This is a genomic window from Micropruina sp. (assembly GCF_047602385.1).
Classification (GTDB): Bacteria; Actinomycetota; Actinomycetes; order Propionibacteriales; family Propionibacteriaceae; genus Micropruina.
Genome location: NZ_JASGHL010000003.1, coordinates 340,460 through 362,798, shown reverse-complemented (window position 1 = coordinate 362,798; position 22,339 = coordinate 340,460). Strand labels below are relative to the sequence as shown.

The following is a 22,339-nucleotide window of genomic DNA, read 5'->3' as shown; positions in this document are numbered from 1 at the left end:
CGAGCCATGGCTGAGCGCGCATCTCGCCTGTCCCGGCTGCTGCCGGGTGTTCCGGTGGCCCAGATCACCGGTGTGAGCCTCGACTCGCGGGTGGTCCGTCCCGGCGGCGTCTACGCGGCGCTGCCGGGGCAGCACACCCACGGCGCCCGGTTCGCGGCCGAAGCGGTCCGGCGGGGCGCGATCGCGGTGCTCACCGATGCCGCCGGCGCCGAACTGATCGGTGCCGGGCCGGCCGGCGCCGGCGTCCCGGTCGTGGTGGTGGACGACCCGCGCGCAACCCTGGCCGAGGTGGCCGCCGCCGTTCACGATCACCCCGCCCGGGCGATGCGGATGTTCGGGATCACCGGAACCAACGGCAAGACCAGCACCGTCTTCCTGCTGGAGGCCGCGCTGGCCGCCCTCGGCGAGCGGGTCGGGACGGTGGGCACCATCGGCTTCCGGCTCGCCGGGAAGCCCATCGACCGTAGCCGCAGCACCGTCACCACGCCGGAAGCGCCCGACCTGCAGGAGCTGCTCGGCCAGCTCCGGGACGCCGGCGCCAGCAGCGTGGCGATGGAGGTCTCCTCGCATGCTCTCGCGCTGCGCCGGGTCGGCGGGATCGTCTTCGACGTCGCCGGGTTTACCCACCTGGGCCGCGACCATCTCGATTTCCACCACGACCTGGAGAGCTACTTCGCGGCCAAGGCCGAACTCTTCCTGGACGGTCGCGCCCGAGCCTGCGTGGTGAACACCGACGGCGACTGGGGCCGCCGGCTGGCCGGCCTGATCCGCGCCCAGGGCACCCCGCTGCTGACCACCGGTAGCGCGGCGGAGGCCGACTTCCGGCTGCTCAGTGCCGATCCGGACGCCGACGGCCGCACGGCTGTCGAGCTCGCCACCCCGCACGGCCGGCTCGCCTTCACCGTCGGGATGCCGGGTTCGTTCAACGTGGCCAACGCGACCACCGCCGCCGCGATGGTGGCCGCCGCCGGGCTGGACGTCGCCGCTGCCGTTCCCGCCTTCGCCACCGCCGCCGTCCCCGGCCGGATGCAGCGGGTCGACCTCGGGCCGGGAGCGCCCGCGGCGGTGGTCGACTTCGCCCACACCCCCGAAGCGGTGGCCGCCGCCCTGGCCGCGCTGCCGCGGCCCCGGATCGCCGTCCTCGGTGCCGGTGGCGACCGCGACCCCAGCAAGCGCGGGCCGATGGGTGCCGCGGCCGCGGCCAACGCCGAACTGGTGGTGGTCACCGACGACAACCCGCGCTCCGAGGAACCCGCGGCGATCCGGGCGGCGGTGCTCGCCGGAGCCCGGCAGGGCGGCGCGACCGAGGCCGTGGACGGCGGCGACCGACGCGCCGCCATCGCCTTGGCGCTGCGTCGCGCCGGGGGTGCGGGCTGGGTCGCCGTGCTCGGCAAAGGGCACGAGACCGGGCAGGACAGGGCGGGCGTGATCAGCCCGTTCGACGACGTGGCGGTACTCCGCGACGAATGGCAGCGACTCGTTGGGGGGAACAACGAACGTGCGTGAGGCAACGATTTCAGAGGTGGCGGCGCTGGCCGGCGCCGGTCCGGTCGACGACGACCGGACGGCCGGCCCGGACGTGGTGATCGACTCCCGGCTGGCGTCGCCCGGCGCGGTCTTCGTGGCCCTGCCCGGCGAGCGGGCCGACGGCCACGATTTCATCGCCGCCGCGGCGGCCCGGGGCGCGGTGGCCGCCATCTGCACCCGGACCACCGACGCCGCCGTGGCGCACCTGGTGGTCGGCGACGCGCTGACCGGGCTCACCGACCTGGCCCGCGGGGTGGTGGCGCGAGCGACCGCGTCCGGGCTGGTCTGTGTCGGCGTGACCGGCTCGTCGGGCAAGACCAGCACCAAGGACCTGCTCGGCCAGCTGCTCGCCGCGGCCGGCCCCACGGTGAGCCCGGAAGGCTCCTTCAACAACGAGATCGGGGTGCCGCTGACCGCCCTGCGGGTGGACGCCGGCACCCGCTACCTGGTCAGCGAACTGGGCGCCCGCGGCGGCGGGCACATCGCCTGGCTGTGCGGCATCGTCCCGCCGCGGGTCGGCCTGGTGCTCAACGTCGGGCACGCCCACCTGGGCGAGTTCGGCTCGGTCGCCGGCATCGCCCAGGCCAAAGGTGAGCTGGTCGAGGCGCTGCCGGCCGACGGCTGGGCGGTGCTGAACGCCGACGACCCGCTGGTGCTCGGGATGGCCTCCCGGACCCGGGCCCGGCTGGCCACCTTCGCACTGGCCGGCGAACCGGACGCCGGTGAACTGCGGGTCTGGGCCGAGGACATCGAGCCCGACGACCTGCAGCGGCACACCTTCACGCTGCGCGCGGCCGGCGCCGCCGAGGCGTCGGTCGGAGTCCGGCTGCGGGGCTCCGGACGGCATCAGGTCGCCAACGCGCTGGCCGCGGCCACCGCCGGGCTGGCCCTCGGCCTGCCCGCGGCGTTGATCGCGGACGCCCTCAGTGCGGCGACCGCGCGCTCCCGGTGGCGGATGCAGCTGTGCCCGCGCCCCGATGGCGCGCTGATCGTGAACGACTCCTACAACGCCAACCCCGACTCGATGCGGGCCGCGCTGACCGCGGTCGCCGGCATGCGGCGTCCGGACGGCCGGCTGCTGGCCGTGCTCGGCGACATGCTCGAGCTGGGCCAGGACGCGGCCCAGGAGCACCGCCGGCTCGGCGTCCTGGCCGCCGGGCTCGGCTTTGAGGTGGTGGCCCTGGGGGAGTTCGCCGAGGCCCTCGCCGGCGGCGCCCGGGAAGCCGGCGGGACGGCCCGGGTGGCCGCGGACCGGGCCGCCGCGGTTGCGGTGGTGGGGGCCGATCTGCAACCGTCGGATGTCGTGGTGGTGAAGGCGTCCCGGGGACTGGCCCTGGAGGTGGTGGCCGACGCGTTGGCGTCCGGCGCCGGTGACAGGACGGGAGGGCCGGCATGAGAAGCATCCTGCTGGCCGGCGGGCTGGGCCTGATCGGCACCCTGCTCGGCACCCGGTTCGCGATCCGGGTACTGGTCAAGAACGGCTACGGCCAGTTCATCCGCGACGACGGCCCGACCGCGCATCACACCAAGCGCGGCACGCCGACGATGGGCGGCATCGTCATCATCGGATCGGTCATCTTCGCCTACGCGGTCGCCCACCTGATCACCTGGTCGCCGCCGACGGCGTCGGGGATCCTGGTGCTCTACCTGGTCACCGGCCTTGGCCTGGTCGGCTTCGCCGACGATTGGATCAAGATCTCCAAGGCCCGCTCGCTCGGCCTGAACAGCCGGGCGAAGCTGGCCGGCCAGGCGATCGTCGGGGTGTCCTTCGCCATCTTGTCCTTCCAATTCCCCGACGACCAGGGGATCACCCCGGCGAGCGCGGCCGTCTCGTTCCTGCGTGACATCAGCTGGCTGCAACTGCCGATCTGGCTGGCGGTGATCTGGATCATGGTGGTGATCGCGTCCTGGTCGAATGCTGCCAACCTGACCGACGGCCTCGATGGGCTGGCCACCGGCGCGGCGACCATGGTCTTCGCCGCCTACGCACTGGTGAACATCTGGCAGAACAACCAGTCCTGCGCCACCACGTCCACCGCCGGGCCGCAGTGTTACTGGGTCCGCGACCCCAGCGACCTGGCCCTGGTCTCGCTGGCCCTGGCCGGCGCCTGCTTCGGCTTCCTGTGGTGGAACGCCAGCCCGGCCAAGATCTTCATGGGTGACACCGGTTCGCTGGCCATCGGCGGCGGCCTGGCCGCGCTGTCGATCTTCACCCGCACCGAGCTGTTGATGCTGATCATCGCCGGGCTGTTCCTGATCATCACCTTGTCGGTGGTCCTGCAGGTCGGCTGGTTCAAGGCCACCAAGGGCAAACGGCTGTTCAAGATGGCCCCGCTGCAGCATCACTTCGAGCTGCTCGGCTGGGCCGAGATCACCATCGTGATCCGGTTCTGGATCATCTGCGGGCTGTGCGTCGCGCTGGGCCTGGGCATCTTCTACGCCGAATGGACGGTGGGGTTGCAGTGATCGACTGGTTGCCGGCGGCCACCCGGCTGTCGCCCTGGCCGCAGGCCCGGGTCGTGGTGGCCGGGCTGGCGGCGTCCGGCTACGCGGCGGCGGACGGGCTGCTGGAACTCGGTGCCCAGGTGCTCGTCCTGGACGACGCGGACTCACCGGCCAACGCCGAGAAGGCCGCGATCCTGGAGGTGCTGGGCGCGCAGGTGCGGCTCGGGCCGGGATCGACCGCGACGCTGCCGGATGCCGACCTGCTGGTCGTCTCCCCGGGCTGGACGCCGCGGGCGCCGCTGATCGCCCAGGCCCGGCGCCGCGGGGTTCCGGTCTGGGGCGAGGTCGAACTGGCCTGGCGGATGATGCAGCCGGACCGGGTGGTGTCCTGGCTGGCCGTTACCGGCACCAACGGCAAGACCACCACGGTCAACATGCTGGAGTCGATGCTGACCGCCGCCGGGCTGACCACCAGCGCCGTCGGCAACGTGGGCCGTCCGATCGTCGAGGCGATCCTGGACGAGGTCAGCTACGACGTGCTGGCGGTCGAGCTGTCCAGCTTCCAGCTGCACGCGACCCACTCGCTGGCGCTGCACTCGGCGGCGGTGCTGAACCTGCAACCCGACCACCTGGAGTGGTACGCCGATCCGGCGAGCTGGGACAGCCAGGCCCCGGACGCGATGGCCGCCTATGCCGCCGACAAGGCGCGGATCTACCAACGGGTCACCCACAGCTGCGTCTACAACGTGGCCGACGAGGCCACCCTGCACATGGTCGAGGACGCCGAAGTCACCGAGGGTGCCCGGGCGATCGGCTTCACCCTCGGCATCCCGGCCATCGGCCAGCTCGGCGTGGTCGACGACCTGCTGGTCGACCGGGCCTTCGTCGCCCAGCGCCGGGATTCGGCGATGGAGATCGGCAAGCTGTCCGACGTCGTGCCCTATGCACCGCACAACGTGGAGAACGCGCTGGCCGCGGCCGCCCTGGCCCGCTCGTTCGGGGTGCCGGCCACTGCCGTCCGGGACGGGTTGCGGACGCTGGAGCTGGGCGACCACCGGATCCAGACCATCGCCGAGCACGGCGGCATCCGTTGGGTGGACGACTCCAAGGCCACCAACCCGCATGCCGCGGCCTCCTCGCTGCGGGCCTTCGACTCGATCGTCTGGATCGCCGGCGGCCAGGCCAAGGGCACCAGCTTCGACGAGCTGGTGCGGGACTACGGGGACAAGCTGCGCGGGGCGGTGCTGCTCGGCGTCGATCGAGGGGTGATCGCGGAGGCACTCGCCCGACACGCGCCGCAGATCCCCGTGACAGTGATCGATTCGCCCGACACTGGTGCGATGGCTCAGGCGGTCACGGCCGCACGCGCGTTGGCCCGGCAGGGTGACGTGGTGCTGCTGGCTCCGGGTTGTGCCAGCAAGGACATGTTCACCGGGTACGACGCGCGCGGCGCGGCGTTCGCCGAGGCCGTCCGAGCGATCACCGGAGCCGACGAGAGGGGCTGAGACATAGTGGCGATCCTCTCTTCCCCACTGGATCGTAAGCAGTCGAACGGCGCCGCGCGGCGCCGTCCCCGCTCCACCCCGATCGCCGATGCGCTGGCCCATCCCCGGGCCAGTTTCTTCCTGGTGCTGGTGCCCACCGTGCTGCTGCTCAGCCTGGGCATGATGATGGTGCTGTCGGCGTCCAGCGTGCTCGGCAGCGTGCGCTTCGGCGACGCCTACTACTTCGTCAAGCGCCAGGTCTTCTTCCTGGCGGTCGGTGGTGTCGCCGCGGTGGTGCTCTCCCGGCTGCAGCCCCGGGCCCTGAAGGTGCTCGGCTGGGGCCTGGTGATCTCTGCCCTCATCCTGCAGATCCTGACCTTCACGCCGCTGGGCTGGGGCGAGGCGAAGGGCAACCAGAACTGGGTCCAGTTCGGCACCTCGTTCTTCCGCATCCAGCCCTCCGAGCTGGCCAAGCTGGCGATCATCATGTGGGGCGCCGACCTGTTCGCCCGCAAGCAGAAGCTGCTCGACCAGCCCAAGCACCTGCTGGTGCCGTTCGTGCCGGTCTCGGCGCTGCTGATCGGGCTGGTCGTGCTGCAGCACGACCTGGGCACCGGGATGATCATGGGCGCGATCGTGGTGGCGATGCTGTGGTACGTCGGCGCCTCGTGGAAGATGCTGGCCGGGATCGGTGTCACCGTCGCGGCCGCGGTGCTCGTCCTGGTGATCACCTCCGGCAACCGGATGGGCCGGATCATGGGCTTCCTCAACGCCGACCACGACACCATGGGCGTGAACATGCAGCCGATGCGGGGCGTCTTCGCTCTGGCGTCCGGTGGCTGGTGGGGTCTGGGCCTGGGTGGCTCGCGGCAGAAGTGGGGCTCGCTGGCCGAAGCCCACACCGACTACGTGCTGGCCATCGTCGGCGAAGAGCTCGGCCTGGTCGGCACCCTGGTGGTGCTGTCGCTCTTCCTGGTCCTCGGCTACGCCGGGTTCCGGATCGCGCTGCGCTCGGACCTGGCCTTCTGCCGCTATCTCGCCGCCGGGGTGACGTCGTGGCTGATGATCCAGGCCCTGGTGAACATCATGGTGGTGCTGAAGATGATCCCGGTGCTCGGCGTCACCCTGCCGCTGCTGTCCTACGGAGGCTCCGGGTTGATGGCCAACCTGGCCGCCATCGGCCTGCTGCTGGCCTGCGCCAAGCTCGAGCCGGACGCCCGTAGGCTGGCCGAGCGGAAGAAGCGCAAATCGGCCGGCGCGGTCACCGTGGTCGAGTCCCGCCGGTAGCGGGCCCCACCTGAGAGACACACCACGAGGAGGACCATGGCTCACGTCGTGCTGGCCGGTGGTGGCACCGCCGGGCATACCTCGCCGCTGATCGCCACCGCCGAGCGGATCGCCGAGCGCGACCCGGCCGGCAGCATCGTCGCGATCGGGACGGCCCGTGGACTGGAGACCACGGTGGTGCCGGCCGCCGGGTTGCGGCTGGAACTGATCCCCCCGGTGCCGCTGCCGCGTTCGCTGACCCCGGAACTGCTCAAGGTGCCCTGGCGGCTGTTCGACTCGGTGCGGCAGGCCCGCCGGATCCTCAAGCGCGAGGCGGCGGACGTCGCGGTCGGCTTTGGCGGCTATGTCTCGCTGCCGGTCTACCTGGCCGCCCGGACGCTCGGCGTCCCGGTGGTGATCCACGAGCAGAACGCGCTGCCGGGCCTGGCCAACAAGGTCGCCGCCCGGTTCGCGAAGCTGGTCGCGGTGTCCTTCCCGGACACCCCGTTGCCGCGCGCCGAGTACCTGGGCCTGCCGGTCCGACGCGGCATCGCCGAACTGGACGCAGAAGCCCGGCGGGCCGACGCCCGGGCCGGCTTCGGCCTCGACGCCGACCGGCCCACCCTGCTGGTCTCCGGCGGCTCGCAGGGGGCGCAGACCATCAACACCGCGACGCTCGGTGCCTGCGCCGAGCTGCTGGCCGCCGGCATCCAGATCCTGCACGTGCTCGGTCCGAAGAACATCACCGCCGCCGATGTGGTGGTGGCCGACGAGAACACCGGTGCCCGCTACCTGCCGCTCGGCTATGTCGACGCGATGGAGGACGCCTACGCCGCCGCCGACCTGATGGTCGGGCGGTCCGGCGCCGGCACCGTGATGGAGACCGCGACCGTCGGGCTCCCGGTGATCTTCGTCCCGCTGCCGCACGGCAACGGCGAGCAGGCCCGCAACGCGACCTTCCTGGTCGACGGCGGGGCCGCGGTGCTGATCGACAACGCTGACTTCGACGCCGCCCGGATGGCCGGCGAGGTGCGGGGCCTGTTCGACGACGCCGGCGCGCTGCCGGCGATGCGCCGGGCCAGCGGTGACCTGGTGCCCGCCGACGCGTCCGGACGGCTGGCCGAGCGGGTGCTGGCCATCGCCGGCCGGACCGGTGCGGAGCAAGTCTGATGGCCCTCGTCACCGCCGTACCGCTGCTGCCGCCGGCAGAGTTGGGCGGCGTCCACTTCATCGCCGCCGGCGGGGCGGGGATGAGCGGCATCGCCGCCGCTTACGCCGCGCTGGGCGTGCCCGTCTCGGGCAGCGACCAGGCCGACTCGGCGGCGCTGCGCCAGCTGGCGGCAGCGGGCGTCGACGTCCATGTCGGCCATCACCCGGACCACCTCGGCGACGCCGCCACGGTCGTGGTGTCGTCGGCGATCCGGGAGTCCAACGTCGAGCTGGCCGAGGCCCGGCGACGCGGCCTGCGGGTCTGGCATCGCAGCGCCGCCCTGGGCGCGCTGATGCTGGGCCGGCGGGGGGTGGCGATCACCGGCACCCACGGCAAGACCACCACCACCGGGATGACCGCCGAGATCCTCACCGCCGTCGGTGCCGACCCGTCCTATGTGATCGGTTCGCCGCTGGCCAGTACCGGCCGCAGTTCCCGGCTCGGCGGCGGCGACGCGTTCGTGGTCGAGGCCGACGAGTCGGACGGCTCCTTCCGGCAGTATCCGGCCGAGGTGGTGGCGATCACCAACATCGAGGCCGACCACCTGGACAATTGGGGGACGCCACAGGCCTACTTCGAGGGCTTCGTGGCTCTGGCGACGGCCCCCGGCGTCCGCACCGTGGTGCTGTCGGCCGACGATCCGGGGACCCGTGCGCTCCGGCCGCTGATCGAGGGGGACGGCCGGCGGGTGCTCAGCTTCGGCGAATCCGCCGGGGCCGACGTCCGGCTGACCGAGCTGCGGACCAGCTCGCCGACCGCCTCGGCGACGCTCACCGCGTCCGATGACTCGGGGCCGCTGCAGCTGTCGGTGCCCGGCCACTACAACCTGTCCAATGCGGCCGCCGCCTACGCCATTGGATGGGCGCTGGGCCACGACGGTCCCGCGCTGCGGGCCGCGGCGTCGGCGTTCCGCGGCACCTATCGCCGGTTCAGCTATGTCGGCGAGTTGAACGGTGCCCGGATCTACGACGACTACGCCCATCACCCGACCGAGGTGCGCGCGTTGCTCGCCGCCGCGCGTCCGCTGGCCGGCGAGGGACGGCTGGTGGTCTGCTTCCAGCCGCACCTGTTCAGCCGCACCCGCGAGTTCGCCACCGAGTTCGGCACCGCGCTGGCCGCCGCCGACCAGGTGGTCGTGCTGGACATCTATCCGGCCCGCGAGGACCCGATCCCCGGCGTGAGCGGCGAACTGGTCGCCGCCGCGGCCCGGGACGCCGGCGCCGCCGTGACCTACGTCGGGGACAAGGCCGCCGCGCCGGGCGTCCTGGCGCGGTTGCTGCGGCCCGGTGACCTGGCGCTCACCGTCGGAGCCGGTGACGTGACGGCCATCGGCCCGGCGGCGCTGGAGGCCGTCCGATGACGATGACCGGCATCGGGGACGCCACCGGCCGGATCACCCTGCGCCGCCGGCGCGGACGCCGCCGCCGGCTGGTCGTCGTCGTGATGGCCGCTGCGGTGCTGCTCGCCGCCGCTGGCCTGGCCTGGCTGCTGCTGGGCTCCGGCGTGCTGGGTGTCCGCGCGGTCGAGGTCCGCGGCGCCAAACTGGTGTCCACCGCCGAGGTCCTGAGGATCGCCGACGTGCCGGCCGGGATGCCGCTGGCAAGGGTGGACCTGGACGCCGTCGCCACTCGGGTGTCGGGGCTGCCTGCGGTGGGCAAGGTCGCGGTGGCCCGGCAGTGGCCGAACACGATCGGCATCCAGATCACCGAGCGGGTGCCGGCATTCGCGGCCGAGACCCCCGGCGGCTATTGGATCGTCGACGACAACGGGGTGATCTTCGATTCCGCCGCCGAGGTCCCGCGCGGCGTGCTGCCCGCTCGGGTGCCGACGGGCGATCCCCGGCTGATCCGCGACCTGGCGACCGTGGTGCAGGCGCTGCCGGCCGAGCTCCGCGGCAAGGTGCGGCTGCTGACCGCGCAGACCCCGGACAGCATCACCCTGGAGCTCACCGGGGGCACCACAGTGATCTGGGGCGGAGCCGAGCAGTCGCCGTTGAAGGTGCAGGTGCTGCTCCGGCTGATGACCGCGCAGCACCGGGTCTACGACGTCTCCGCGCCGTCCAATCCGGTCACTCGCTGAGGTCTAGGACAACCCTGAAGTACTACTTGAGGGACGCGCCGATGGGGCACGCCGCGTTGGACGCGGCTGTTGGGGCTAAGTAGCCTTGCATCCGACGTGACCGAGTTGCCTTCCCTGGGGTCTCCACCGCAACTTGAGACTTGTCTTCGGCAACCGCAAAAGCGCTATTGAGGTGGGAATCTTCGTGGGCAGTGCATCCCAGAACTACTTGGCGGTCATCAAGGTCGTCGGCGTCGGTGGCGGTGGCGTCAACGCCGTCAACCGGATGATCGAATCGGGCCTGCGTGGCGTCGAGTTCATCGCCGTCAACACCGACGCGCAGGCGTTGCTGATGAGCGACGCCGATGTGAAGCTCGACATCGGCCGCGACCTGACCCGCGGGCTGGGTGCCGGTGCGGACCCGGACAAGGGCCGGCAGGCCGCCGAGGACCACGCCGACGAGATCGAAGAGGTGCTGAAGGGCGCCGACATGGTCTTCGTCACGGCCGGCGAGGGCGGCGGCACCGGCACCGGCGGCGCGCCGGTGGTGGCCCGGATCGCCCGCTCGCTCGGCGCGCTGACCATCGGTGTGGTGACCAGGCCGTTCTCGTTCGAGGGCAAGCGCCGGGCCACCCAGGCCGACAACGGCATCACCGGCCTCCGCGAAGAGGTCGACACCCTGATCGTCATCCCCAACGACAAGCTGTTGGAGATGACCGACCACCAGGTGGCGATCCTGGACGCGTTCAAGCAGGCCGACCAGGTGCTGATGCAGGGCGTCTCGGGCATCACCGACCTGATCACCACCCCGGGCCTGATCAACCTCGACTTCGCCGACGTCAAGGCCGTGATGAGCAACGCCGGCTCGGCGCTGATGGGTATCGGCTCGGCCCGCGGCGAGGACCGGGCCCGGGCCGCCGCCGAGATGGCGGTCAGCTCTCCGCTGCTTGAGGCCAGCATCGACGGTGCGCACGGCGTCCTGCTGTCCATCGCGGGCGGCTCCGACCTGGGCCTGTTCGAGGTCTCCGCCGCCGCGAACCTGATCGAGGAGGCGGCCCACGAGGACGCCAACATCATCTTCGGCACGGTGATCGACGATGCGCTCGGCGACGAGGTCCGGGTCACGGTGATCGCCGCGGGCTTCGACGGCGGGCAGCCGCCGCGGCGCCAGCCGGGGATCACCCGGGCTCCCGATCTTCGGCAGCAGAGCCGTCCGGCTACCACTCCGGCCGCGCCGGCGAGCCGTCCGGACCCGTTCGCCCGCCCGGCCCAGCAGCCGGCACCCGAGCCGGCCCCCCGGCCGCAGCAGCAGCCGGTCGCCGAGCGGCCCAGCTATGCGCCGCGTCCGGTGCAGCCGCCCGCCGACGACGACCTGGACGTGCCCGACTTCCTGAAGTAAGCGGCCATGTACGACTTCTACCGTGACCCCGGCGCCGACGGCGTCGGGGTCGCCTTTTCCGACGCAGTGGCCGCCGACGGCTCGGTGCTCAGCCTGGGCGGTGCGCACGGAGCCGCCGGACGCGCCCCAGGCCTGGCGACCATCGAGGCAGATCTCGGCGTCCCGCTGGCGGTGGTCCGGCAGGTGCACGGCCGTGCGGTCGCGGTGGTCGACGAGGGCACCGAGCTGACCGGTCTGGCCGGCCGCAGCGCGGACGCCCTGGTCAGCACCCGGGCCGGTGTCGCCTTGGCGGTCCGGGTCGCCGACTGCGTGCCGGTGCTGCTCGCCGATGCCGCCGCCGGGGTCATCGGCGCGGCGCACGCCGGCCGGGTCGGGCTGGCCGGCGGGGTCCTGCAGGCCACGGTGGCCACGATGCGCGAGGCCGGCGCCCGAGCGATCACCGCCTGGATCGGCCCGCACATCTGCGGCAGCTGCTACGAGGTGCCGGACGCGATGGCCGCCGAGGTGGCCGCCACCGTGCCGGGCAGCCGTACCCGGACCGCGGCGGGGACGTCCGGGCTCGACCTGGGTGCCGGCGCGCACGGCGTCCTGGCCGGTCTCGGGGCGCAGGTGGTAGACGTCAGCCGGTGCACGCTGCAGACCCCGACCCTGCACTCGCACCGTCGCGATGCCGCCGCGTCGGGGCGACAGGCCGGGATCATCTGGCGCGCCGCTGCGTGTCGGACGAATGCAGCCGGCTGACCGCCTGCCACCATGGGTTAGGTTGCAGGTGTACGCGCGGACGAGGGGTTGAAATGGCTGACACATTGAAGAAGGCGGCCGTCTGGCTCGGGCTGGTTTCGGACAACAACTACGCACAGTCCGAATACGGCTCCGAGGACGTCACCCAGCAGGTGCACCGGCCCGGCGAGCAGCCCCAGGCCACCGGCACCCCGCAGGCTCCGGCGGCCGTGCCGGCCGCGCCGGTTCCGGCAGCCGCGACGGTGACCGAGATCGAGTCCCGGCGGCCGACCTCGCCGGCACCGCGCACCGCCGACATCAGCCGGATCATCACCGTGCACCCGCGCACCTACAACGAGGCGCGCACCATCGGTGAGAACTTCCGCGACGGCGTGCCGGTGATCATGAACCTCGGCGAGATGGAAGACGCCGATGCCAAGCGGCTGGTCGACTTCGCCGCCGGGCTGATCTTCGGACTGCATGGCAGTATTGAACGCATCACCAGCAAGGTGTTCCTGCTCTCGCCGCATAACGTCAACGTGACGGCCGAGGACAAGGAGCGCATCGCCGGAGGCTTCTACAACCAGAGCTGACGAGGCGCCATCGCCCCGCGGCTCGATCGCCGAAGGCTTCTATCACCCAGGGGAGTGGCTGTGCAGTTGGTCGGATTGGTCCTGTGGTATCTGCTCTGGGCCTACCTGGCCGTGCTGATGGTCCGGGCCGTGTTGTCCTTCGTCCCGCTGTTCGTGCGGGACTGGCAGCCACGGGGCCTGATGCTGGTGATCGCCGAGTTCGTCTACACCCTGACCGACCCGCCGCTGCGATTCATGCGCAAGATCATCCCGCCGATCCGGATCGGCGGCACCAGCTGGGACCTGGGCTTCCTGGTGCTGTTCCTGGCGTTGTCGTTCGTCCAGCGACTGATCCCCTTCGTCTTCGTCTGAACCCGTTCCCCGGCCGCACCGAGGGCCGATTTTCCTTTGTGTTCGGATGCGCCCACCGATAGCCTGACGAACGCCATTCCCCGTCCGTTCTCGTGAGGTGAAGCATGACCTTGACCCTGGAGCAGGTCCGTCAGACCCGATTCCATCTGGCTCGCCGCAACGGCTACGAACCGGTGGACGTGGACAACTTCGTCGACAAGGTCGAAGTCACCCTCGCGCAACTCGGCGAAGAGAACGAGACCCTCAAGAAGCAGGTCGAGGCCTTGGCGGCGAGCGAGGGTGGCCTGGCCCCGGCCGTGGACGAGACCGGTTCCGGCTCCGACGAACTGCGCCAGCAGCTGGCCGACGCCCACGCCGAGATCGAGCGGTTGCGGGCCGACCTGGACGGCCGCTCCGGTGAGTTGGAGAGTGCCCGGGCGGCGCTGACCCAGGGCGACCAGGGCGAGGTGGTCGGGCGGCTGGCAGGGCGAACTCGACGGCGCCAGGGGCGAGCTATCCGGACGCGACGAGCGGATCGCCGCGCTGCAGGCGGAGGCCGACGGCGCCCGCCGCGAGCTGGACGGCGTCCGGGCTGAGCTGTCGGCGGCGCAGGCCGCGCAGGCCGAGCGCACCTCCAAGATTGAGCACATCGTCGTCACCGCGGCGCCGGACGCCGCCCCGGCGGTCACCAAGCTGCTGCAGATGGCCACCGAACAGGCCGAGCGGCTGGTCGGCGAGGCCGAGGAAGACGCTCAGCGGATCACCTCCGAGGCGTCCGCCAAGGCCGAGAGCACCGTCGAGGAGGCGGCCGGGCAGGCGCACGAGGCGCTCACCGGCGCACGCACCCGGGCGGACGAGATCGAGCAGCAGGCCCGTGCGGCCGCCGAGGCGCTCGACGCCGAGACCGTGCAGCGGTCCGCGGCGCTCACCACCGAGATCACCGAGCGCCGGGCCGAGCTGATCGGAGCGCTGGAATCCGAGCGCGACGAGCTGCGGGGCAAGGTCGACCAGCTGCGGTCGTTCGAGGACCGCTACCGGCAGAGCCTCACCAGCCAGCTGCAGGCGCACCTGGAGTCGCTGGCCGGCCGCTCCGAGCCGGACGAAGCTCCGGAACTGCTCAGCGAGCCGGACGGCCCGTCCGCCACGCCGCGGCTGGACGCGCTGCTCAACGACCAGCACTGACCAGCCGGTCGACCGGGCCGGCTCGCAGCCGCCATGGCCTCGGCGAGCCCGGCCCGCGCTCACTGAGCGGGCGGAATGTCCGGCTCTTCGGCCGGGCCGACCCGGGTGGTACTCTCTCCGCTCGGACCACCATCTGAAGGAGTTCCACGCCATGCCTACGGCTCGCAAGACGGACCCCGTCGCCGACGGTCCGGCCGTCATTCCGGTCGCCGAGGGCGAGGATCCGTGGACCGCTGACGAACTCGCCGAGGTCCGCGACGAACTCACCGACGAGGTGGCCCGGCTGGAGCGTGCGATCGCGGTTGCCGAGGCGGGACTTCAGGACCTCTTCTCCGACGGCAGCGACGGCGCCGGACGCGATCCGGCCGACGTCGGCTCCACCAACTTCGAGCGCGACCAGGAGATGTCGCTGGCCGCCAACGCCCGCGAGATGCTGGATCAGGCGCAACTCGCGCTGCGGCTGTTCGACTCCGGGAACTACGGCACCTGCGAGTCCTGCGGCCAGCCGATCGGCAAGGACCGGCTGCAGGTGTTCCCGCGGGCCACTTTGTGCATGACCTGCAAGAAGCGGGAGGAGCGGCGATAGCCGGGAGTCCTCGTCGCTACGGCCTGACGGCGGTGTCGATCGGCGCGGCCGGGTTCGCGCTGGACTGGGCGACCAAGCAGTGGGCGCTGGCCAGCCTGGACCCCGCGTCCGCCGTCCCGGTGATTCCCGGACAGCTCTACCTGCGGCTGATCCGCAACCCGGGCGCCGCCTTCAGCATGGGCGAGAGCTTCACCGTGGTGCTGACCTGCCTGGCCATCGCCGCGATGGTGTTCCTGCTGGCCTGGATGGTGCCGCGGGTGCGGCACACCGGGTGGGCGGTGGCCACCGGGCTGCTGCTGGCCGGGGTGTCGGGCAATCTGTTCGACCGGCTGACTCGCGAACCGGGAGCTTTCCACGGCCATGTCGTGGACTTCCTGCAGGTGCCGTGGTTCGCGATCTTCAACGTGGCCGACATCTGGATCACCTTCGCGGCGGCCACGGTGATCTGGCTGACCCTGATCACCGGCGTCAATCTGGCCGGTGAGAAGGTCGAACGCGGCGGCTCGCCGGCCGGGAAGACGCAGTCGTGAGCGTCCACCTGGTGCCGGACGGCCTGGCCGGCCAGCGCGTGGACAGCGCGGCGGCGCGGATGACCGGGCTTTCCCGCAGCCGGATCGACGACCTGATCGCGTCCGGGCACGTACAGCTGGACGGCAGCACGGTCACCAAGTCGACCCGGGTGCGCGGCGGCGAGTTGCTCGAGGTCGACCTGCCGGCACCGGCCGTCGCGGTCTCCGTGACTCCCCGCGAGGTGGCCGGCGTGCGGATCGTGCACGACGACCCCGACATCGTGGTCGTCGACAAGCCGGCCGGAGTGGCCGCGCATCCGTCCCTGGGCTGGGACGGCCCCTCGGTCACCGAGCATCTGGCGGCCGCGGGCTTCCGGATCTCCACCTCGGGGGCCGCCGAGCGGCAGGGTGTGGTGCAGCGGCTTGATGTCGGCACGTCCGGGCTGATGGTGCTGGCCAAGAGCGAGCGGGCGTACACCCTGCTCAAGCGGGCGTTCCGGGATCGCACGGTCGACAAGATCTACCACGCGCTGGTGCAGGGTTTCCCCGACCCGCACGTCGGCACCATCGACGCCCCGATCGCGCGGCACCCGGGCCACGACTGGAAGATGGCGATCGTCGACGGCGGCCGGCACAGCGTCACCCACTACGACACCCTGGAGGTGTTCCGCGGTGCCACCCTGCTCGAGGTGCATCTGGAGACCGGGCGCACCCACCAGATCAGAGTGCACGCCCAAGCCATCGGGCACCCGTGCGCGGGGGACCCGCTGTATGGCGGTGACCCGGTGCTCGCGGCCCGGTTGGGCCTCGATCGGCAATGGCTGCATGCGGTCGAGCTCGGCTTCGAGCACCCGGGCAGCGGCGAACAGGTGCGTTTCGAGTCCGCCTATCCCGACGACCTGGCCGCCGCATTGGAACAGCTTCGTAACAGCTGAACCCGAATGCCGCTGCCGGCGCAACCTTGGCGTCGACTCGGTCCGCTAGGGTGCTGAGCGTGCGCAGAGCAAAGATTGTTGCAACGCTGGGTCCGTCGACGGACAGCCTCGAGAAGGTGATCGGCCTGATGGAGGCCGGCATCAACGTAGCCCGATTGAACATGTCGCATGGCGATCACATGGAGCACATGCGGCGGCTGAAACTGGTCCGGGACGCGTCCCATGAGGTAGGCCGCCCGGTCGGTGTGTTCGCCGACCTGCAGGGCCCGAAGATCCGGCTGACCCGGTTCGAGAACGACTTCGCCATCCTCGAGGCCGGGCAGCAGTTCGTGATCACCACCGACGACGTGCTCGGCACCGCCGAACGCTGCGGGACGACGCTGAAGACCCTGACCATGGACGTCCGGCCCGGCGACCAGGTGCTCGTCGACGACGGCCGGATCCACCTGCGCGCGGTCGAGGTGACCGACACCGACGTGGTCACCGAGGTGGTGGTCGGCGGCCGAGTCTCGAACAACAAGGGGATCAACCTGCCCGGAGTGGCGGTGTCGGTGCCCGCGCTCAGCGAGAAGGACGAGCACGACCTGCGCTGGGCGTTGCGGCACGGCGTCGACATGGTGGCGCTGTCCTTCGTCCGCAGCGCGGCCGACTACGACCGGGTCCGCGCGATCATGGATTCGGAGGACCGGCACGTCCCGGTGATCGCCAAGATCGAGAAGCCGCAGGCGATCGACAATCTGCATGACATCATCGACACCTTCGACGCGGTGATGGTGGCCCGCGGTGACCTGGGCGTGGAGTTGCCTCCCGAGCAGGTGCCGTCGGTGCAGAAGCGGATCATCGAAGAGGCCCGCAAGTGGGCCAAGCCGGTGATCGTGGCGACCCAGATGCTCGAGTCGATGATCAACGCCCCGCAGCCGACCCGCGCCGAGACCTCCGATGTCGCCAACGCCATCCTGGACGGCGCCGACGCGGTGATGCTGTCCGGCGAGACGGCGATGGGCGAGTACCCGATCGAGGCCGTCAAGGTGATGGGCCGGATCATCAACTACACCGAAGAGCAGGGCCTGGACAACATCCGGCACATCGACTGGGACCCGCACACCCACTCGGGCGTCATCTCCAAGGCGGCGGTCGACATCGCCGAGCGGGTCGGCGCGAAGTACCTGGCGGCATTCACCATCTCGGGTGACACCCCGCACCGGCTGGCCCGGCTGCGCTGTGAGATCCCGATCATGGCGTTCACCCCGAAGCCGCGCACGGCCCTCGAGCTCACCCTGTGCTGGGGTGTCCAGTCCTGGGTAACGCCCGAGTTCGTCTCCACCGAGTCGATGGTGCAGTCGGTCCAGGACGCCCTGAAGCAGACCGGCTGGGTCAAACCCGGTGACCAGATCGTGATCGTCGCCGGCAACCCGTCCGGCACCGGCGGCCAGACCAACTCGGTGCGGATCTACGAGCTGCACGACTGACCGGTCGACCGTCGGCCGGCACGGATCTCGACGAAGCTCGATCGCCGGTGTCCGCGGGGACGGTCCTGGTCACCCTTCCGCCGGTGTCCGCGGGGACGGTTCTTTCGGTCACCTTCCGTCCGGTGTCCGCGGGGACGGTTCTTTCGGTCACCTTCTTGACGACGGCGGACGCGACTACCGCGTCCGCTCTCATCGCGCTGGAGGTTACTCGGCGAGCTGGTGATCGGCCAGGAAGTGGGCGATGCCCTGGGTGGCCGGGTAGAGCTCGAGGTAGCGACCGAAGAAGTCGTCGTAGCGGTCCTTGTTCTCCTCGTCGGGCTGGACGTGCGCGGAGACCTTGAGCCAGGTGGTGGACTCGTCGGCCTCGCCGACGTTCTGCGCCGAGATCAGCGCGTCGCCGTAGCTGGCGCCGATGGCCAGCTTCGGCAGCACCTGCTCGATGCCGCAGACGTCGGAGATGATCCGGGTCCACAGGCCGCCCTTGGTGCCGCCGCCCACCGCGATGTACCGCTTGCCCTGTCCGCCCGCCTCCTCGATCGACCGGAGTAGATGCCGGGTGCCGTAGGCGGTGGCCTCGAGCAGCGCACGGTACAACTCGCCGCGGGTCGTGCTCAGGGTCAGCCCGGCGATCACGCCGCGGGCCCGCGGATCGCTGATCGGCGTCCGCTCGCCGGCGAAGTAGGGCAGCGCCAGCAGGCCGTTGGACCCCGGGGGGACGTCGCCGGCCTCTTCGGAGAGGACGGCGTACTCGGTGCCGCCGGTGATGTCGCGTAGCCAGGTGGTCAGCGCTCCGGACGCCGACAGGCCGCCGGCCAGCGCGAAGGTGTCCCGGTACAGCCCGGTGATCGCCCACAGATTGGGGTGGGCCATGAACTGGCTGGCGACCAGGTTCGCGACGATCGTCGAGCCGTACATCAGCATCACGTCGCCGGGTTCTTTGACCCCCACGCTGAGCGCTTCGCTGAAGGCGTCGGTGCTGCCGACCCCGACCGGGATGCCCTCGGGCAGGCCGGTCAGGTAGGCGCCCTCGGCGGTGATGTGGCCGGCGATCTCGTTGGAGTACTTGAGTTCGGGCAGCGGCAGGCCCGGGGCAACCAGCTCGCACCACTGGGGGATCCAGTCCTGGGTCCTGGGCGAATACATCGGATCGAACATGGACGCCGACAGGTGGTCGAGCACGTAGGCCCCGGTCAGCTTGAACGCCACGTAGGTCTGCGCCATGAAGAAGTACTTCGCCTTCTCCCAGACCCACGGCTCGTTGCGGACGGTCCAAAGGAACTTCGGCCCCTGCGACTGCGAGGTGAGCACATTGCCGCAGTGTTCGACCAGCGCCTCGGCGCCGATCTGGTCGGTGAGCTCGGCGACTTCGGCAGAGGCGCGGGTGTCGACGCCGTACAGGATGGCCGGACGCAGCGGGCGACCGTCGCCGTCGCAGAACACGCTGCACGGTCCGATCCCAGAGGTGGTGATGCCGACCACGGGGCCGCTCGCCTTGCGCAGCAGGTCGGCGACGATGGCCAGGAAGTCCGCCCACCAGACGCCGTCGGCGTCGTGCTCGACGTGACCCGGCCTTGGCATCGAGGTCCGGTGCGCCACCTCGGAGGTCGCGATGACCTTTCCGTTCAGGCGGGCGAGCACACCCTTGGAGCTGCCGGTGCCGAAATCGATCCCGATCACCAGCCTGTTGTCCCTAGCCATCTCAGGCTCCTCTCTGCGAGCATCCTTGCCCGGCCGGGGACGCGTCCTCGTTGCCCGCCCAACCCGAACGGTATTCGAAGCCGATGGTGCAGGGGAGGGGGCGGTCAGCCCATGTGCGGATAGCGGTGCTCGATGGCCGGCACGAAGGTCTCCTTGATCGAGCGGGCATTCGTCCAGCGCAGCAGGTTCTGGGCCGAGCCGGCCTTGTCGTTGGTGCCGGACGCCCGCGCGCCGCCGAAGGGTTGCTGGCCGACCACCGCACCGGTGGGCTTGTCGTTGACGTAGAAGTTGCCGGCGGCGAACCGCAGGGTGCGGCCGGCCGCCTCGATGGCCGTCCGGTCCCTGGCGATCAGGGCGCCGGTCAGCGCGTACGGCGAGGCGGACTCGGCCTGCCGCAGCACCGCCTCGAAGTCCCCGTCGTCGAAGACGTGCACCGCGAGCACCGGACCGAAGTACTCGGTGCGGAAGACCTCGTCGCTGGGATCGTCGCCGAGCACGATGGTGGGCCGGACGAACCAGCCGACCGAGTCGTCCAGCTGGCCGCCGGCGACCACGCGCAGATCCGGATGGGCCTGGGCGCGTTCGATGGCCGTCCGCTGCTTGGCGAAGGCGCGGTCGTCGATCACGGCGCCGAGGAAATTGCCCAGGTCGCGCGGGTCGCCCATCGGCAGCGCGTCCGTGGCCTCGATCAGGTCGTCGCCGATCCGGTTCCAGACGCTGCGCGGGATATACGCCCGGGAAGCGGCCGAGCACTTCTGCCCGGCGTAGTCGAAGGCGCCGCGGATCAGTGCGGTGCGCAGCACATCGTCGTCGGCGGACGGGTGCGCGATGACGAAGTCCTTCCCGCCGGTCTCGCCGACCAGGCGGGGATAGGACCGGTAGCTGCCGATCCTGCCGCCGACCTCGGCCCACAGCCGCTGGAAGGTGCCGGTCGAGCCGGTGAAGTGGATGCCGGCCAGGTCCGGGCTGGCCAGGGCCACCTCGGAGACGGCCAGCCCGTCGCCGGGCAGCATGTTGATCACGCCGGCTGGCAGCCCGGCCTCCTCGAGCAACTGCATGGTCAGCGTGGCGGCCAGCTGTTGGGTCGGGGACGGCTTCCACAGCACCGTGTTGCCCATCAGCGCCGGCGCGGTGGGCAGGTTGCCGGCGATCGCGGTGAAGTTGAACGGGGTGATCGCGTAGACGAAACCCTCCAGCGGACGGTGATCGGTCCGGTTCCAGACGCCGGGGGCGTTGGCGATCGGCTGCTCGGCCAGGATCTGGGCGGCGAAGTGTACGTTGAACCGCCAGAAGTCGATCAACTCACAGGCGCTGTCGATCTCGGCCTGATAGGCGGTCTTGCCCTGGCCGAGCAGGGTGGCGGCGTTCAATCGCTGCCGCCACGGTCCGGCCAGCAGGTCGGCGGCTCGCAGGAACACCGCCGCGCGCTCGTCGAAGGAGAGATCCCGCCAGGCCGGCGCGGCCGCGGACGCCGCGGCGATGGCTTGCTCGGCGTCGGTGGTGGTGGCGTTGCGCAGGACCCCGAGGACGTGCTGGTGGTCATGCGGCTGCACGACCGGGATCTCTGCACCGCCGCCGGGCTGCCAGCGGCCGCCGATGTAGGCGTCCAAGGGGTGCTGCGCGGACTGCTGGCGGTCCACCTCGGCCAGCAGCGCCGACCGCTCGGGCGTCCCGGGGGCATAGCTGAGGTTGGGCTCGTTGGTCGGCGGCGGGGGAGTCGTCACGGCGTCCATGCGAGGTGTGTCCTTTCGGGTCGGATCGGGATCAGTCGTGGGCGGGAACGGGTTCGGCGGGAGTGTTGCGGACTTCGAGGGTGACGCCATTGGCCTGCCGGGTGTCGAAATAGCAGAAGCCGGAGCCGTCTGCGCGCCGGCCCTTGGCGATCACCTCCAGGCCGAGCTCCTCGCCAGTGGCGACGGCACCGGCCAGATCGGGAACCTCGAAGCCCAGGTGGTAGACGCCTTCGCCGTGGGCGTCCAGGAATCGGCGCTGTGGAGTGTCTTCCGGGCCGGGCTGGCACAGCTGCAGCTGCACATTCACGAAGTCGTAACACTTGTACTTCATGCCCGCCGAACCGGCCGGGTCGGGGACGTCGTACTCGACGTACGCAGATCCCTTCGGATAGTCGAACCACGGACCCACTCCGAGTCGCTGATAAGCGGAAACGGCGCGATCGAGGTCGTGGACGACGATGCAGACGTGGTGCAGTTCGGTGAACAGATCGGTCATTTCGATCCCTTTCCGTCGGGGCACGGGTACCTGGTCACGCCGGTTGAGCGGCTGCCGCGCGAACACCGGCGACGCGTGATCTAGGCAATGTATACCAAGTCGTGTACGGTGCACCATACAGGCGGCGCAGGGTGTGCCGCCGGGAGGAGACCGGTATGTATTACTTCGGCTACTGCACCTATTTGCTCGAGGCCGAGCTGCGCAAGTACCTTCCCGAGGCGGTGGCGATCACCAAGGCCACCGCACCGAATCATCAGATCCAGTTCCGTGCCGCGGGGGATCGGACGGACCGGGGCTGGTGTCACCTCGCTGATGTCGGCACCCTCGGCAAGACCGCCCGGGGCATCGTCTTCGAGGTGAACGATGACCGCGTCAACGATGATTTCGATGACTTCGACATCATCTTCCTGACCGTCCGCGGTGACGACGGCGAGACCTACGACGCGTTCACCTATGTGCTGAGCCGGCCCGGGAAGCCGATGCGGCCGCCGCGGTTCTACTGGCAGCGCGTCCCCGACGGCTTGGCCGAGCAGGAGTTCCCGCTGGACTACCGGCACGAGGTTCAGGCCATCTTCGACTCCGCTGCCGAGTGCCCTGACTTCGACCGGCCGGCTCCCGCCGTGGCGCCCGGCCGTTCCGCCGACACCCGATGAACCACCGATCCGCACTCACACCCGACAGAAGGCATCAATCCGCACC

At 71.0% G+C, this 22,339-nt stretch carries 22 protein-coding genes; 19 read left to right on the top strand and 3 right to left on the bottom strand.

Annotation, left to right across the window (positions count from 1 at the left end; all coding sequences use genetic code 11):
- The first annotated feature begins 6 nt into the window (after positions 1-6).
- From QM711_RS11170 to pyk, 18 genes are all read left to right on the top strand, one after another.
- Positions 7-1,506: a UDP-N-acetylmuramoyl-L-alanyl-D-glutamate--2,6-diaminopimelate ligase gene (locus QM711_RS11170; protein WP_415099293.1), complete on the top strand. Its 1,500-nt coding sequence runs from the start codon at positions 7-9 to the stop codon at positions 1,504-1,506.
- A complete protein-coding gene (locus tag QM711_RS11165) occupies positions 1,499-2,923 on the top strand; it encodes a UDP-N-acetylmuramoyl-tripeptide--D-alanyl-D-alanine ligase (protein WP_415099291.1) in 1,425 nt (474 codons plus the stop codon). Before QM711_RS11170 ends, QM711_RS11165 begins: the two co-directional genes overlap by 8 nt.
- Positions 2,920-3,993 (top strand): phospho-N-acetylmuramoyl-pentapeptide-transferase, encoded by a 1,074-nt coding sequence (gene mraY, locus QM711_RS11160; RefSeq protein ID WP_415099289.1) that lies wholly within the window; start codon positions 2,920-2,922, stop codon positions 3,991-3,993. The genes QM711_RS11165 and mraY overlap by 4 nt, the downstream gene beginning before the upstream one ends.
- Entirely contained in the window at positions 3,972-5,477 is a 1,506-nt protein-coding gene (gene murD, locus QM711_RS11155; RefSeq protein ID WP_415099287.1) for a UDP-N-acetylmuramoyl-L-alanine--D-glutamate ligase, read from the top strand. The genes mraY and murD overlap by 22 nt, the downstream gene beginning before the upstream one ends.
- Positions 5,478-5,483: 6 nt before the next feature.
- On the top strand, positions 5,484-6,743 hold the full coding sequence (ftsW, locus tag QM711_RS11150; protein ID WP_415099285.1) for a putative lipid II flippase FtsW: 1,260 nt from the start codon (positions 5,484-5,486) through the stop codon (positions 6,741-6,743).
- 36 nt (positions 6,744-6,779) lie between these two features.
- Entirely contained in the window at positions 6,780-7,892 is a 1,113-nt protein-coding gene (gene murG, locus QM711_RS11145; protein ID WP_415099283.1) for an undecaprenyldiphospho-muramoylpentapeptide beta-N-acetylglucosaminyltransferase, read from the top strand.
- Entirely contained in the window at positions 7,892-9,292 is a 1,401-nt protein-coding gene (gene murC / locus QM711_RS11140) for a UDP-N-acetylmuramate--L-alanine ligase (RefSeq protein ID WP_415099281.1), read from the top strand. The genes murG and murC overlap by 1 nt, the downstream gene beginning before the upstream one ends.
- Positions 9,289-10,011, top strand: coding sequence for a cell division protein FtsQ/DivIB (locus QM711_RS11135; RefSeq protein WP_415099279.1), 723 nt, complete (start codon positions 9,289-9,291; stop codon positions 10,009-10,011). The genes murC and QM711_RS11135 overlap by 4 nt, the downstream gene beginning before the upstream one ends.
- 184 nt (positions 10,012-10,195) lie before the next feature.
- On the top strand, positions 10,196-11,389 hold the full coding sequence (gene ftsZ, locus QM711_RS11130) for a cell division protein FtsZ (protein ID WP_415099277.1): 1,194 nt from the start codon (positions 10,196-10,198) through the stop codon (positions 11,387-11,389).
- A gap of 6 nt (positions 11,390-11,395) precedes the next feature.
- A complete protein-coding gene (locus tag QM711_RS11125) occupies positions 11,396-12,130 on the top strand; it encodes a polyphenol oxidase family protein (protein WP_415099275.1) in 735 nt (244 codons plus the stop codon).
- Between the two features lie 53 nt (positions 12,131-12,183).
- Entirely contained in the window at positions 12,184-12,702 is a 519-nt protein-coding gene (locus QM711_RS11120) for a cell division protein SepF (RefSeq protein ID WP_415099273.1), read from the top strand.
- A 60-nt stretch (positions 12,703-12,762) separates the two neighbouring features.
- Positions 12,763-13,053 (top strand): YggT family protein, encoded by a 291-nt coding sequence (locus QM711_RS11115; RefSeq protein WP_415099271.1) that lies wholly within the window; start codon positions 12,763-12,765, stop codon positions 13,051-13,053.
- Positions 13,054-13,157: 104 nt separating this feature from the next.
- Positions 13,158-13,628 (top strand): DivIVA domain-containing protein, encoded by a 471-nt coding sequence (locus QM711_RS11110; RefSeq protein WP_415099269.1) that lies wholly within the window; start codon positions 13,158-13,160, stop codon positions 13,626-13,628.
- 106 nt (positions 13,629-13,734) lie between these two features.
- Complete coding sequence (locus QM711_RS11105) at positions 13,735-14,214, top strand: hypothetical protein (protein ID WP_415099268.1); 480 nt, start codon at positions 13,735-13,737, stop codon at positions 14,212-14,214.
- 151 nt (positions 14,215-14,365) lie between these two features.
- Complete coding sequence (locus QM711_RS11100) at positions 14,366-14,800, top strand: TraR/DksA family transcriptional regulator (RefSeq protein ID WP_415099266.1); 435 nt, start codon at positions 14,366-14,368, stop codon at positions 14,798-14,800.
- A gap of 32 nt (positions 14,801-14,832) precedes the next feature.
- Positions 14,833-15,330: a signal peptidase II gene (locus tag QM711_RS11095; protein WP_415099264.1), complete on the top strand. Its 498-nt coding sequence runs from the start codon at positions 14,833-14,835 to the stop codon at positions 15,328-15,330.
- The gene (locus tag QM711_RS11090; RefSeq protein WP_415099262.1) at positions 15,327-16,244 is read left to right on the top strand and encodes an RluA family pseudouridine synthase; all 918 of its coding nucleotides are present in this window, start codon (positions 15,327-15,329) and stop codon (positions 16,242-16,244) included. The genes QM711_RS11095 and QM711_RS11090 overlap by 4 nt, the downstream gene beginning before the upstream one ends.
- A gap of 59 nt (positions 16,245-16,303) precedes the next feature.
- A complete protein-coding gene (pyk, locus tag QM711_RS11085; RefSeq protein ID WP_415099260.1) occupies positions 16,304-17,713 on the top strand; it encodes a pyruvate kinase in 1,410 nt (469 codons plus the stop codon).
- A gap of 204 nt (positions 17,714-17,917) precedes the next feature.
- On the opposite strand, the gene QM711_RS11080 is transcribed toward pyk, so the two are convergent.
- From QM711_RS11080 to QM711_RS11070, 3 genes are all read right to left on the bottom strand, one after another.
- A complete protein-coding gene (locus QM711_RS11080) occupies positions 17,918-19,411 on the bottom strand; it encodes an FGGY-family carbohydrate kinase (protein ID WP_415099258.1) in 1,494 nt (497 codons plus the stop codon).
- 104 nt (positions 19,412-19,515) lie between these two features.
- Complete coding sequence (gene pruA / locus QM711_RS11075; protein ID WP_415099256.1) at positions 19,516-21,144, bottom strand: L-glutamate gamma-semialdehyde dehydrogenase; 1,629 nt, start codon at positions 21,142-21,144, stop codon at positions 19,516-19,518.
- Between the two features lie 31 nt (positions 21,145-21,175).
- Complete coding sequence (locus QM711_RS11070) at positions 21,176-21,640, bottom strand: VOC family protein (RefSeq protein ID WP_415099254.1); 465 nt, start codon at positions 21,638-21,640, stop codon at positions 21,176-21,178.
- A 155-nt stretch (positions 21,641-21,795) separates the two neighbouring features.
- Here QM711_RS11070 and QM711_RS11065 point away from each other — a divergent pair, with 155 nt between their 5' ends.
- Positions 21,796-22,293 carry a hypothetical protein gene (locus QM711_RS11065; RefSeq protein WP_415099252.1) on the top strand — a complete coding sequence of 166 codons (498 nt, stop codon included), beginning with the start codon at positions 21,796-21,798 and terminating at the stop codon, positions 22,291-22,293.
- Positions 22,294-22,339 lie beyond the last annotated feature (46 nt).